The sequence below is a fragment of the Corynebacterium ciconiae DSM 44920 genome, from assembly GCF_030440575.1.
Classification (GTDB): Bacteria; Actinomycetota; Actinomycetes; order Mycobacteriales; family Mycobacteriaceae; genus Corynebacterium; species Corynebacterium ciconiae.
On sequence record NZ_CP047189.1, the window covers coordinates 1,775,444 to 1,788,840 of the forward strand.

Annotated in this window: 10 protein-coding genes; 9 read left to right on the forward strand and 1 reads right to left on the reverse strand. The window is 58.4% G+C overall.

From position 1 onward, the window contains the following. The first annotated feature begins 142 nt into the window (after positions 1-142). Both CCICO_RS07760 and CCICO_RS07765 read left to right on the forward strand, forming a co-directional pair. Positions 143-532: a (deoxy)nucleoside triphosphate pyrophosphohydrolase gene (locus CCICO_RS07760; protein WP_026161364.1), complete on the forward strand. Its 390-nt coding sequence runs from the start codon at positions 143-145 to the stop codon at positions 530-532. Next, the gene (locus CCICO_RS07765) at positions 533-3,379 is read left to right on the forward strand and encodes a DEAD/DEAH box helicase (protein ID WP_018019219.1); all 2,847 of its coding nucleotides are present in this window, start codon (positions 533-535) and stop codon (positions 3,377-3,379) included. A gap of 4 nt (positions 3,380-3,383) precedes the next feature. On the opposite strand, the gene CCICO_RS07770 is transcribed toward CCICO_RS07765, so the two are convergent. After that, complete coding sequence (locus CCICO_RS07770) at positions 3,384-3,806, reverse strand: bifunctional 3-phenylpropionate/cinnamic acid dioxygenase ferredoxin subunit (protein ID WP_083878268.1); 423 nt, start codon at positions 3,804-3,806, stop codon at positions 3,384-3,386. 156 nt (positions 3,807-3,962) lie between these two features. On the opposite strand from CCICO_RS07770, the gene CCICO_RS07775 reads away from it, so the two are divergent. From CCICO_RS07775 to fucP, 7 genes are all read left to right on the forward strand, one after another. Next, positions 3,963-4,796, forward strand: a complete 834-nt coding sequence (locus CCICO_RS07775; RefSeq protein WP_018019221.1) for a fumarylacetoacetate hydrolase family protein — start codon at positions 3,963-3,965, stop codon at positions 4,794-4,796. A 244-nt stretch (positions 4,797-5,040) separates the two neighbouring features. Beyond that, a complete protein-coding gene (locus CCICO_RS07780) occupies positions 5,041-5,703 on the forward strand; it encodes a 50S ribosomal protein L25/general stress protein Ctc (RefSeq protein ID WP_018019222.1) in 663 nt (220 codons plus the stop codon). A gap of 149 nt (positions 5,704-5,852) precedes the next feature. Then, positions 5,853-7,361, forward strand: coding sequence for an ABC transporter substrate-binding protein (locus CCICO_RS07785; RefSeq protein ID WP_018019223.1), 1,509 nt, complete (start codon positions 5,853-5,855; stop codon positions 7,359-7,361). A 425-nt stretch (positions 7,362-7,786) separates the two neighbouring features. Next, complete coding sequence (locus CCICO_RS07790) at positions 7,787-8,437, forward strand: class II aldolase/adducin family protein (protein ID WP_018019224.1); 651 nt, start codon at positions 7,787-7,789, stop codon at positions 8,435-8,437. A gap of 409 nt (positions 8,438-8,846) precedes the next feature. Then, positions 8,847-10,604 (forward strand): L-fucose isomerase, encoded by a 1,758-nt coding sequence (locus CCICO_RS07795; RefSeq protein WP_018019225.1) that lies wholly within the window; start codon positions 8,847-8,849, stop codon positions 10,602-10,604. 73 nt (positions 10,605-10,677) lie between these two features. Continuing rightward, positions 10,678-12,018 carry a rhamnulokinase gene (locus CCICO_RS07800; protein ID WP_301355018.1) on the forward strand — a complete coding sequence of 447 codons (1,341 nt, stop codon included), beginning with the start codon at positions 10,678-10,680 and terminating at the stop codon, positions 12,016-12,018. A gap of 11 nt (positions 12,019-12,029) precedes the next feature. Then, positions 12,030-13,376: an L-fucose:H+ symporter permease gene (fucP, locus tag CCICO_RS07805; protein WP_051067235.1), complete on the forward strand. Its 1,347-nt coding sequence runs from the start codon at positions 12,030-12,032 to the stop codon at positions 13,374-13,376. The last annotated feature ends 21 nt before the right edge of the window (positions 13,377-13,397 follow it).

Sequence of the window (13,397 nt, forward strand, 5' to 3'; positions counted from 1 at the left end):
ATATGGTTCAGATCACTAGAGGAGACAGTGCTCGTTCCGATTGGTGGAACAGCCCAACACGGCACGAAAACCAGGGCCGGCCAGCAGAGCCGTTGCTACAATTGCACCATTATCCAGCCCTAACCCCACAACGCGAGGCGAGATGAAGAAGACGATTCGAGTGACCGGCGCAGTGCTCCAACGAGACGGAAAGATCCTTGCTGCCCAGCGTGGTCAAGACAAGAGCCTCGGCGGATTCTGGGAGTTTCCGGGCGGGAAGATCGAAGAGGGAGAAACCCCTGAGCAGTCGCTAGCCCGCGAGCTAAAAGAAGAGCTTCTCATCGACGCCTCCATCGAGGAGCACATCACAACTACTCGTTATGAGTACGATTTCGCAATCATCGAGTTGTCGACGTACGTCTGCAAGCTGCAATCCGGCGAGCCCACCCTGACCGAGCATGAGCAGGTCCGCTGGGTCGGCCCCGAGGGCCTAAAAGAGTTAGAATGGGCTCCCGCCGATATCCCCACCGTCGAGATCCTCGCGACTGCCTAGATGAGCACAAATTCCACATCGCCGCTGTTGGCTGATCTTCAGCACGGCTTCATTGATAAGCACCATCCTGCGCAGGGCGACTGCACCCCTCACCTGATCGATAACCGAGATCCAAACACGATGCTCGCCGCGATCACGCGCGAGATGGAGCGCTGTAACTCTTTTACTTTCTCAGTCGCGTTCATCACCCCGGATGCGCTCGCCCTTCTCAAGCCCTATTTGTTGCGCTTTGAGGGACGAGCAATAATCATTACGTCCACATACCTGGACTTCAATAACCCTGATATGTTTGAGGAGCTATTGCAGCTACCAAACATCGAAGTACGCGTAGTAGATGACCATACCCAGGGGTTCCACGCGAAAGGCTATATCTTCTCTACCGACTTCGGTGTCACCGCCATTGTGGGTAGCGCCAACATGACCCGCCATGCCCTGATGAAGAATCAGGAGTGGAACGTCAAGTTCAGCGCAATGAAGCACGGCGACATCACCTACCAGATCCAGGACGCCGCAAACTACCAGTATTCGATTTCTGTACCTCTCACGGCGGAATGGATTAAGAAATATCGTGCGCACCGCCGGCCTCCCTCTTATCCACGGCATGATCCTCAGCTGCCGTCCCATGAGCGCATTACTCCGAACGCGATGCAGCTTCACGCCCTCGAAGAACTCTCTAAGTTGCATAGCACGGGCGCCAAGAAGGCGCTCATAATCTCTGCCACAGGTACTGGCAAAACGATACTGGCTGCGCTGGCCGTACGTGCAGCGCAGCCACGCCGCTTGCTCTTCTTGGCGCACCGAGAACAAATCGTTCGTAAAGCACAGCAGGAATTTCGCCGGGTTATAGAGGCCGATAATAAGGATTTCTCCGTGTTTCTCGGCGCGAATCGCGATGCTTCGGCCCGTTTCGTCTTCTCTACTGTTCAGACTATGTCTCAGCCGTCGAGCCTCGGTAGTCTCGATCCTGATCACTTCGATTACATCATTATCGACGAGGCTCATCGCTCTGCAGCTTCGTCTTATGAAAAAATCACAAAGCATTTCACGCCGGATTTCCTCCTTGGCCTCACCGCCACACCGGAACGCACAGACGAGAAAAGCGTATATGAGTTTTTCGACTACAACGTGGCATTCGAGATCAGGCTCAGCGACGCCCTCGAGAACAACATGCTGACTCCTTTCGACTACTACGGTGTCGCGGACTATGTCACCGAAAGCGGCGAGACAGTGGATGATTCCACCGAGCTGAAGTACCTCGTTGCCGAGGAACGCGTCGAGCATTTGCTCGAAAAGCTGCGGATCTACGGCCGGGTCCGTAATGTCTGCGGGCTCATCTTCTGCAGCCGGGCTGAGGAAGCACGGGAGCTGTCCCAAAGGCTGAATGAAGCAGAATTGTTTGGACGACGGCTTCGGACCGTAGCGCTCACCTCGGACGATCACCAGAAAGAACGCGAGCGCGCGATTGAACGACTAGAGTCTGGCGAGCTCGACTACATCATCACAGTGGATCTGTTCAACGAGGGCATCGATATCCCTAAGGTCAACCAGATCGTCATGCTCCGTCCAACCCAGTCCGTCATCGTCTTCACCCAGCAACTCGGCCGCGGACTACGTAAATACCCTGAAAAGGACAACCTGCGCGTCATCGACTTCATCGGTAACTACAAAAACAACTTCCTGGTTCCGATGGCTCTACACGGCACAACGCGCCGACGGGACGTTCTCCGGGATGGTACGCGTGGCGCCAAAGCAGTATCTGGGCTAAGCCATATCTCCTTTGACAAGGTTGCCCAGCAGCGAATTCTTGCGGCCATCAACTCTGCGAGCATGGACCATCTCCGCATACTCAAAGAAGACATCGCCGAACTTCACAGCCGCCTCAACGCGGTGCCCACGCTCTATGACTTCGCTCGATTCGATCGAGCGGAGCCAGAAGTTCTTGCGTTGAAGATGAAGAACTATTGGTCGCTGCTCAATTCCACCAAGTTTTGCGATGTCGCGCCCACCGAGGTCCAGGCGGGCATGCTGAACCTGCTCTCCCTGCGAATTCTCAACGGCAAACGACCGCATGAGTCCCTCCTACTTCGGCGACTTATCGACGGTCCTGCAACAAACGAAGAGATAGCCACGCTGTTTGTCGACTACGGCACGACGTCGCACCAAGCCGTCATCGATAGCGCTGTGCGAGTGCTCACGGGCGAATTTGATAGTTGGAAAAAGGATCCACAATTTCCGATAATCGCCCGTGACGCCCACACTCTACGGCTCTCCCAGAACTTCGAAGCCAATTACCGTTCGTCCGCGCTGTTTAAGAAGCATGTGGACGACATCATCACCACAAGCCTCTTCCTCAACAGGGAAAAACACTCTATCGAGGGAAAGATGATCGTGGGCAAGTTGTACAACCGCGAAGACTTTTGCCGTCTCTTTAACTGGAAGCGTAACGAACGCGGCGTAATCAATGGCTACAAGATCGATAAGGACACCAACACCTGCCCGATCTACATCACCCACCACAAGGGTGATGGATTCTCTGAGAGCACGCGTTATGAGGACTACCTCGACTCGGCTGAGTCAATGACCTGGTACACCCGCGGTAACCGCACCTTGAAGAGTAAGGAACTCATTCCGATCATCAACAACTCTGTCGAGCTTCACATGTTTGCGAAACGTGATGACCGGGAGGGCACCGATTTCTTCTACCTTGGTCCGGTGACATCGCGGGACGCCGTTAATGAACGAATGCCCGTCGAAGACCGAAGCATCGATATCGTGCGCATGAAGCTCGATTTCGAAGTTCCTGTCGATCCTGCAGACCTAAGCTACCTGCGCGGCGCCGAGACCTAGGCCCTCACTGCTCTACCAGCACCCACACGTGCCCGTCAGTGACGCGGACGGGATAGGTGCGTACGGCTTCGCTGGCTGGCGGGGTGAGCGCTGCGCCTGTGCGTAGGCAAAAGGCTGCCAGGTGCACGGGGCATTCGACTGTGCAGTCTTCGAGCCAGCCGGCCGCGAGGGAGGCATCTTCATGGGTGCAGGTGTCATCGATGCAGTAGAACTCGCCGTCTGCGGTGTGGAAAAGGGCAATGGGGTCATCAAGGCCGGTGGCATCGGAGTCGAGCACGACCGCGGAGTCGGACTCGATAGCGCTGGCGGGGCCGGCATCCACCCAGCGCCCGGCAGTTGCCTCGTGGTGAGCGCTGCTGGGGTCCTCGTGATTGTCCGTGGCCTCGCTTATCGGTGCGCGTCGGGTTATCCTTCCCCACCACCGCATAGTGGACCCTCCTCTACTGGGGATCGAAGGTGTGCTCTGTGCATCGTTGTTGCCTGTCCCCAACTCTAAACATTGGTGGTTCTCGGCTCGTGTTGCCCCACCCTTCGCTGCCACCCGCACTGCACGGGCGCCTGTAGCCAAGTAGCCTCGGTGCACATGAAGCTTGCTACGTTCCGCTCCCCGCTCACTGCCAACCATACTCGGGTTGGTCGTGTGGATGATGACCATTCGGCTACGCTCATCGGTGATTTCGCCGATGTTGGCGAGCTGCTGCGCCAGCCTCGTTGGCGCGAACTGGCCGAGCAGGCCTCGGAGTTGACGGTGGAGTTTCAGCAGCACACCCTCGCTCCGCCGATTCCCCGCCCAGGCAAGATCATCTGCGTGGGCTTGAACTACGCCGCCCATATTGAAGAGATGGGCCACGATCGTCCCGATGTTCCCACCTTGTTCATCAAATACCCCGAGGCGCTGATTGGGCCCTTCGATGATGCGCAGGTTCCCCCGATCGCGCAGGCTTCTGCGGACTACGAGGGTGAGCTGGCGGTGATCGTCGCTAAGCGCACGCGCAATGCCACACCTGATCAGGCCGCGGATTCTATCGCTGGGTTTTCGGTGATCAATGATTTTACGGCCCGTGAGCTGCAGTATCGCACCAAGCAGTGGCATCAGGGAAAGTCCTTGGAGCACACGAGTGGTTTTGGCCCGTGGCTGGTGACTCCGGATGACATGCCGGATCAGGCGCGTCTGCGCACCGTGGTCAATGGCGAGCAGCGCCAGGATGCGCCATTGTCGGATCTGGTGTTTACCCCGGCGGATTTGGTGTCGTTCTGTTCGCAGCTCTACACGCTGAACCCGGGTGATGTGATCGCCACCGGCACCCCAGCGGGTGTGGGCCATGGATTGGGAACCTATCTTTCGCACAATGACGTGGTCGAGATCTCGGTCGATGGGATCGGGCGGATCCGTAACCGAGTGGTCTTTGGTGCATAAACAGCGGGTTGTGCTAGACTTCCGTTCGTCTCGGCGAGGGGGCTTGCTAGCCCAAGCCCCGTTATCGACGCGATCGAAAGAGCTCAGCCCCATCTAATCTGGGGCCTAATGCCTGCGGCGATGCGAGATGCCACGCACTGCTAGCGGGCTTTTTTGATGTCTATGGCCTCTGATGATGGCCCGGATAGTCACAGCCCGTGTGTGGTGTGTTGACCACCAACTAGAAACTTTTAAGGAGATAGCAATGGCTACTAAGGCAATTGATATCAAGGCTAGCGCTCGCACTGAGTTCGGTAAGGGCGCTGCCCGCCGTGCCCGCCGCGACGGCCTGATCCCGCTCGTGGTGTACTCCAATGACCTGGAGGCCCCGGTGCACGCCACCGTTGACCGTATCGAGTTCACCGCCATCGTGCGTCACCACGGTGTGAACGCGATTGTGAATCTCAACGTGGATGGCGAGGAGCACCTCACCATGATCAAGCACGTTGATCAGAACCCGCTCACCTTCGACATCGACCACATCGACCTCTACGCCATTTCCCGCGGCGAGAAGGTTGAGGTTGAGGTGCCGATCACCTACGCCGGCGATCCGGCTCCGGGCACCCTCGTCTACCAGGATGCAGACACCCTGCTCTTGGAGGCCGACGTGCTTTCCATTCCGGAAGAGATCGAGATCGACGTCGAGGGGCTCGAGGTTGGCACCCAGATCCTGGCCAAGGACGTTGCTATGCCTGGCAACTGCACCCTGGCTGCCGACGAGGAGCTGCTGGTTCTCACCGTCGTCTACCCGGAGACCGAGAATGTCGAGCCGGGCGAGGCCGAGAACGAGGACCCAGAGGACGTGCCCACCGTGGACGAGGACGAATCCACCACCGAAGAGGGCTCCGCTTCCGAGGACGAGGAGTAAATCCTGCCTCTGTGGCGCGATGTTTTGATACACGCCACCTTCTTTCACCACCACCCTAGGCGCCCACTGTGCGTGCCTAGGGTGGTGGTGTATCTGGGCGCGCTACGATGAGATGACTCTCGGTGCTGATCTAGAAAGCTTCTCGCCCCATGAACGTAGCCAAGACCACTGCCCTGGCGGCCGCCTGTGCCCTCTCGCTGGTGCTCACCTCGTGTTCAGCTGACTCTGACGCCGCCGACGCCACCCACGCTCGGGTAGGCGTGGCCTTTTCCCCCGTGGCGAACTTCGCGCCCTTTAGCGCCGATGCCCCCATCGCCACCAAGTTGGGCTCCTCGGAGACCTTGGTGCGTATCGATCCTGATGGCACCCCGAGCGGCTGGCTCGCCTCCTCGTGGACGCAGCCCACCAGCAGCAGCGTGGTGTTTGAGCTACGGCCTAAGGTGCGTTTTCACGATGGCTCCACCATGGATGCCGAGGCGGTAGCCCATAGCCTCAACGAGGCTTTTTCCTCTCCTTTTCGACCCCGTGGGTTGGGCTCGGCGGCGCTGAAGGCCACCGCCACCGATGATCTTGAAGTGAAGGTCACCTCGGATCGACCTGATCCGATTCTGCCGCAGCGCTTCGCTGATCCGGGCACCATGATCTTGTCTAAGAAGGCCTACACCACCGAAGACGACCGCCCAGTGATCAACGCCATCGGTTATGGCACCGGCCCCTTCACGTGGATCTCTGCGTCTAACACGCACGCCCACCTAGAGGCCAATGAGGACTATTGGGGCGAGCAGCCTGGGATCCGCAGCGTCTATGTCACCTTCTCCGCCGACCCGCAGGAACTCGCTGAGGACATCGATAGCTCCCGAGTGGATGTGGCAGCCGGTATTCCCGCCAGCAGTGTGCCCACCGTGCAGGAACACGCCGAGGTGGCGACCATATCAACGCCGCGCACCAGCCTGCTGTATTTCAATACCGCCAAGGGGCTCTTTACCCGAGCCGATGTGCGTAGCGCGGCGATCGATGCCCTCGATGTGGACGCGCTTGTAGACGAGGTCTATCCCTCCGGCACCGACACCCTGGACGGCACGCTCTTTCGTACCGCCGAACGCGGCGACGCTTCCGTCTCCCCCGTGGAATTGAACACCGCCCCCACGGGCAGCATCAAGAATGGCCCGCGGCATATCACCATGGTGACCTACACCGATATTCCCGAGCTTCCCCAGCTCGCCGAGGCAGTGGCCGAGCAGCTGCGACAAGCCGGCTTTGACGTAGAGATCACCCTCGATAGCTACGGCAATCTAGAAAACCGCATCCTCGATGGCCGATTCGATCTGGTACTGGGCTCGCGTAACTACATGAGCGGCACCGCCGATACCCTCAGCTACCTAGCCTCCGATGTGACCTGCGGCAAACGCTATAACATTGCCCGCTACTGCAACGACTCGCTCGATGCGGAGATCACCAGCGCACTGAGCACCAGCGACGCCACCGACCGAGAAGATGAAGCCGTGGACATCGCCAGCGAGGTGCTGGCGGCTGGAGCCATCGTGCCGATCGCCGTGGAACACGTCTATCTCGGCTCTCGGGGTGTCACCGGGCTCGTGGATGATCCCTTCGAGGTGCGCCTGCTCACCTCCGACTTCCGGCCGGACTCTGCCTCCTAGACCGCTGCCTAGCGCCTACCCTGCGCCGCCCCAAGGGAGAACGGCAGCGCTGAGCTGCGCTGAGCCCGCCGCCTAGGTAACAATCACCTGCGTGCTACGTGTTTCTATCTTCCACTTCTCGGCTGAACAGACCGTGGACTGGTGCTGCGCTGTACCCGAGCGCAGTGAACCGCGGTGGACATGAACACAGGCACACCCCATTAAATCACCCCTATAGGTGGGTGTGATTGCCGTACTTGTCGGAGCTATCTTTATTTCATCTAGGCTATGCCGATCGACAGGAAGAGTAGTAACATGACTGATGAGAGCGCTACCATTTCGAGTTTCATAGCCTCTAGCTGCACATATCGCCAGTCATCACATAGACACGACAGTGATAGACACCCACGGCTTCTACTCGCAGACCTAATCGCCAGGAGGACACCATGCTTCTTTCAGAAGAGAGAACACTTATCGCCGACTATTGCCAGCACTTCGCATCCGACGGACTGGTCGTAGGAACGGCCGGAAATATCTCTATTCGCGCAGGTGAGCTCGTAGCTATCACCCCCACCGGACTGCCCTACGTCGGGATCACCCCAGAAGACATCTGCGTGGTCAATTTTGACACCGGAGAGCAGGTTGAAGGTCAGTATCGCCCCACCAGCGAGATACATCTCCACCTCCAAGCACTGCAGACGACCGGTCTCGATTCGATCGTGCACACGCACTCCGCTTATGCCACCACTGTAGCCAGCCTTGAAGGCGTGACTGAGCTGCCCAATATCCACTACATCACCGCCACCATGGGCGGAGCGATCCCCGTCACGGAGTACGCCCGCTATGGCAGCCAATTGCTCGCCGACAATGTCGAGGCTGCACTGCAGAGCAAAACCGCATGTTTGCTCGGCAATCACGGCTCCGTAGCCGCAGGCAAAGACCTTGCCGAGGCCTACACCAAGGCACAGTCCATTGAATGGCTATCCAAGGTCTACCTCAATGCCCTAGCTGCGGGAACCCCGCGCATCCTCACGTCCGAGCAGATGGAAGAGGCCAGCGCCGCCATCGCCACCTACGGCCAGCCACACAAGCGCTAAGCCACACAACTAACAGCCCCACCATCGCCGTGGTGGGGCTGTTTTTCCTTGCCGCGTGGGAACGTTATCATTTCGCCCCACCTACCCCATACCGCCGCACAATTACCCCCATTAGGTGGCGCCCCCCCCCACCATCCTTTCCGCGCCCACAAGCTAGTGTGGCGACCGTCAAATCCGGTTTTAAGCTCGATAAATGTCATAAAACCCATCCCGCACGTTTAGAGCCAGCGGGAAAGGTTCCGAAAGCCCTTCCCTATCTACATGGCCGATGTTAGACTTTTGATAGCGCTAACATAAGGGCTTGAGACAGTGCCCACAGGCCGATTGCTAGACCCATTCACCCCCACCGGCCACGGCGCTCCAGATCCCCCATACTGGGGTGACATTACCTCCCGAAGGAGAACTACCCATGGTTCATCACCCGAAGATTGGCATCCGGCCCACCATTGACGGCCGTCGTCGCGGAGTCCGCGAATCACTCGAAGATAAAACGATGTGGATGGCCCACGCTGCCGCCGATCTCATCACTAAGAATCTCCGTTACCTCGACGGCGAGCCCGTCGAGGTCGTCATCGCCGAAACCACCATCGGCCGCCCCGGCGAAGCAGCTGCCTGCGACGATCTTTTCGCTAACCAGAACGTGATCGCCGAACTCACCGTGACTCCCGCCTGGTGCTACGTCACGGAAACCATGGATATGGATCCCAACCGTTTCCACGCCATCTGGGGATATAACGGCACCGAGCGCCCCGGCGCCGTGACGCTGGCCGCAAATCTCGCCGCCTACGCCCAGTACGGCATTCCCGCATTCAGCATCTATGGTCACGACGTTCAAGATGCCGATGACACCGACATCCCCGTAGAGGTCTCTGACAAGATCCTGACCTTCTCCCGTGCAGCCGTTGCTGCGGGCCAGATGCGAGGTAAGGGCTATCTGCAGATGGGCTCGACCTGCATGGGCATCGCTGGTTCCTCCAGCGATCGCCACTTTTTCCAAGACTATCTCGGCATGCGCGTGGAGTCCGTGGACATGACCGAGTTCATCCGCCGCATCAACGAAGGCATCTTCGATCCCGAAGAGTATGAGAAGGCACGCGCATGGGTGCGTGAGAATGTTCAGATTGGCAAGGACTTCAACCCCGAGCCGCGCGACGACGCCGAAGAGCAGTGGGACTTCATCACCAAGATGGCTCTCATCGGGCGCGACATGATGGAAGGCAACCCCAAGCTTGCCGAGCTGGGCTTCGAGGAGGAAGCATGCGGCTTTAACGCCATTGCCTCCGGCTTCCAGGGTCAACGTCAGTGGACCGACACCTACCCCAATGGTGACTTCATGGAGACCATGCTGAACACCACCTTCGACTGGAACGGCGCGCGCCGCCCGGTGGTATTGGCCACGGAGAATGACACCCTCAATGGTGCCAGCATGCTCCTCAACTACCTGCTCACCAACCGCACGCAGATGTTCTCCGATGTACGCACCTATTGGTCTCCCGAGGCCATTGAGCGCGTCACTGGCGAAAAGCCCACCGGCGGGGCCACGAATGGCTTCCTAGACCTGCGCAATTCCGGCGCCACGACTCTTGACGCCACTGGCGTGATGAAGGACGCCGACGGCAATCCGTGCACCAAGCCTTTCTGGGAAGTCACCGAAGAGGACCAGAAGGCTGTCATGGAGGCCACCACCTTCCATGCGGCAACCCACGAGTATTTCCGTGGGGGTGGATTCTCGACCCACTTCCGCACCGCTCCGAACATGCCTGTCACCATGATTCGTCTGAATTTGATCAAGGGCGTCGGCCCGGTGTTGCAGATCGCCGAGGGTGAGACCGTCACGCTGAGCGAAGAGGCCACCACCAAGATCGAGAACCGCACGGACCGCACTTGGCCCACCACGTTCTTCGCCCCGCGTCTGACGGGCAAGGGCGCATTCACCTCGGTGTATGACGTGATGGACAATTGGGGAGCGAACCACGGCGCCATCGGCTTCGGCCACTTCGGCAAGGAGCTGATCACTCTCGCCGCCATGCTCCGTATCCCAGTGAACATGCACAACGTGGACGATGCAAAGATCTTCCGTCCGCGCGCATGGGGTCTCCATGGAACCGCAGACAAGGAAAGCGCCGACTTCCGCGCCTGCAAAAACTATGGTCCATTCTTTGCCTAATTGCGCAGTGCACTGAGCGACAAGAGATAAGGATCACATAATGTCACGGGTCATCAGGACTTTGGCAATCGACATGGGCTCGTCCTCCGTTCGTGGAATTGTTGGTGCATGGGACACAGATTCCAAGAAACTGACAAGGTCGGAAGTGTTTCGTGCAGAACACCACGTCGGCACCGATGAGCAGGGAAACCTGCACTGGGACCTGGAGGCGCTTAAAGACGCAGCCGGCCAGGCACTCCAAGCGGCCGGAGATATTGACTCAGTTGCTGTCGATGGATGGGGAGTCGATTTCGTCGTCGTCGACGAGAACAACAATCCTCTGTCACAGGCACTCTCCTATCGAGATAGTGCCGGCGCCCGAGGCCGAAGCCTGATGGCATCACGAATGCCGGAGGCGGAGCAGTACCACGCCTCCGGCATTCTCCCCCAAGACATTAACTCTGTATATCGCCTCGCACTGCAACCGCCCAACACCGGCACGGTGATGTTCCTCCCGGACTTCATCGCCCGCTGCGTGCTTGATCAGCCCACCCAGGCGTGGGCGTCGCGTGGAATCGCCTCTACCTCGGGGCTTCTCGCGGCAAGTCATGAGGATTGGTCCGAGGAGATACTCGCCGCAGCGGGCATCGACCGGCAACGACTCCCCTCTATCACCAGCGAGCGGCGCGTGATCGGCACCCGTTCTGATGGCGTCCGCGTCATCGCCGCTGGCTCTCATGACACTGCGTGTGCATTGTCATCGTTGTCTCGGGAATGTGGCTATCCCGAAGATGCCATGTTTATTTCCTGCGGATCATGGTCCGTTGTTGGCGCGCAAACCTCAGAAGCGGTGGTAACAGAGGATGCCTACTCCCGAGGAGTCACCAATGAAGCCACCGCACGGGGCGATAACAGAGCTGAGCTCAACCTCACTGGGCTCTGGGTCGCTCAAGAGTGTCGACGCACCTGGGGAAATCCAAGCTACGAAGAACTCAACCGGCTGCTAGCGGACGCCTCAAATCCAGGCGCCATTATCGATGTGTGCGACCCACGCTTCAGTGCCCCTGGAGACATGCCGGATCGCGTCGTGCAGGCAGCACGTGAACACAACGTCACCCTTTCGACACGTGGCGAAATCCTGCGCGTCGTGTTTGATTCCATCGCCCGAGCTCAAGCAGATGCGATCCACTCGCTTCGCACTCTGACCGGATCCACGGGGGAAACCTATGTCATGGGAGGCGGGGTAAAGAACCTCTTCCTCATGCAAAGGACAGCCGCCGCCCTCGGCGAAAGCATTCGCGTGACGGATCCTGAGGCCACGGCCCTAGGAAACATCATCAACCAGCTCCTCACCCTGAACGTTCCCCCTACAGACCTAGCGGAATGGGTTCGCAACGCTGGGGTGATCACCACCGTCTGCCCGACGGACGACTGAAAGAAAAAATCATGACTGACACTTCCGTTAGCAGTCCACAATCAGCACCCCCGAAGAAGGAACGTAAAAAGTACCTGAACGATGGAATGCTCGTTCCTTTCATCCTTCTGGTGTCCTGCTTTGCAGCCTGGGGTATGTCCACCGACATGACCGCTCCTCTCGTCAAGGTATTTGGTTCGGTCTTTTCGATGTCGACCTTCCAATCCTCGCTCGTGCAGTTCTCCTACTACGGGGCCTACTTTCTGCTCGCTATTCCGGCGGCCTACATTAACTCCAAGTTGGGCTACAAGGGTGGCGTTTGTATCGGCCTCTTCCTCGCTGCTGCCGGCGCCTTTGCGTTCTACCCTGCGAGCCTGAGCATGACCTTCGTGGCCTTCATTGGGGCCCTGTTCTCCCTCGCGGCAGGCCTGTCCATCCTCGAGACCTCCGCTAACCCGTTTGTTATCGCCATGGGCCCGGAAGAGACCTCGACGCGGCGTCTGAACTTCGCTCAATCCTTCAACCCCATCGGTTCTAACTTGGGTGTGCTGGTTGCTGCCATCATGATCCTGCCCAATATCCACGAGCACACGGCAGAAGAACGAGCCTCGCTGCCTCAAGAGGAACTCACCTCTATGGTCTCGGGCGAACTCAAGGCCGTGATGATTCCTTTCGTCGGCCTCGCCATCCTGTACTTGGTGCTCGGCATTGCCATCGCATTGGTCAAAATTCCTGACCGCTCTCGCAGTGCTGGAGACAGCACAGTCGCTCTTTCAGTACCGAGCTCGGGCCGCCTGGGCCGGTTGATCAGAAATCGCCGCTACTCCTTCGGTGTGGTTGCCCAGTTCTTCAACATTGGCGCCCAAACCTGTATCTGGACCTACGTCATCCACTACTCCACCAATGTCGTTGGCAAGACCAACGCCGAGTCGGGAATATGGCTCCAGGTCTCCCTGATCTGCTTCCTCGTTGCCCGCTTCGTCATGACCGCCTTGATGGGCATCATCGACGCCCGCCGACTCTTAATCATCATGTGCTCCTTGGGGGGCGTCCTCACCTTGGTCGGCATTCTCGCCGGGAACATCATCGGTTTGATCGCTATCGCTTCTCTCTCCGCCTGTATCTCCTTGCTATTCCCCACTATCTATGGACAGGCACTCACCGGACTCGGAGAAGACACTAAATTCGGTTCGGCTGGGCTTGTTATGGCCATCGTCGGTGGCGCTATTCTTCCCCCGGTACAAGGCCTGCTCGTCGATACTATCGGCACCGCTCACTCGTTCATTGTTGTTCTCGTCTGCTTCATTGTGGTGCTGTCCTACGGTGTGTTTACGCTCCGCTTCAAGAACCCTGGCGAAACCGCACCGACTGCCGCATAGGAGGTTCAATACATAATCTCT

Coding starts and splice junctions, on each gene's coding strand:
- CCICO_RS07760 (WP_026161364.1), top strand. CDS start 143: ATGAAGAAGACGATTCGAGTGACCGGCGCAGTGCTCCAACGAGACGGA.
- CCICO_RS07765 (WP_018019219.1), top strand. CDS start 533: ATGAGCACAAATTCCACATCGCCGCTGTTGGCTGATCTTCAGCACGGC.
- CCICO_RS07770 (WP_083878268.1), bottom strand. CDS start 3,806: ATGCGGTGGTGGGGAAGGATAACCCGACGCGCACCGATAAGCGAGGCC.
- CCICO_RS07775 (WP_018019221.1), top strand. CDS start 3,963: ATGAAGCTTGCTACGTTCCGCTCCCCGCTCACTGCCAACCATACTCGG.
- CCICO_RS07780 (WP_018019222.1), top strand. CDS start 5,041: ATGGCTACTAAGGCAATTGATATCAAGGCTAGCGCTCGCACTGAGTTC.
- CCICO_RS07785 (WP_018019223.1), top strand. CDS start 5,853: ATGAACGTAGCCAAGACCACTGCCCTGGCGGCCGCCTGTGCCCTCTCG.
- CCICO_RS07790 (WP_018019224.1), top strand. CDS start 7,787: ATGCTTCTTTCAGAAGAGAGAACACTTATCGCCGACTATTGCCAGCAC.
- CCICO_RS07795 (WP_018019225.1), top strand. CDS start 8,847: ATGGTTCATCACCCGAAGATTGGCATCCGGCCCACCATTGACGGCCGT.
- CCICO_RS07800 (WP_301355018.1), top strand. CDS start 10,678: ATGGGCTCGTCCTCCGTTCGTGGAATTGTTGGTGCATGGGACACAGAT.
- fucP (WP_051067235.1), top strand. CDS start 12,030: ATGACTGACACTTCCGTTAGCAGTCCACAATCAGCACCCCCGAAGAAG.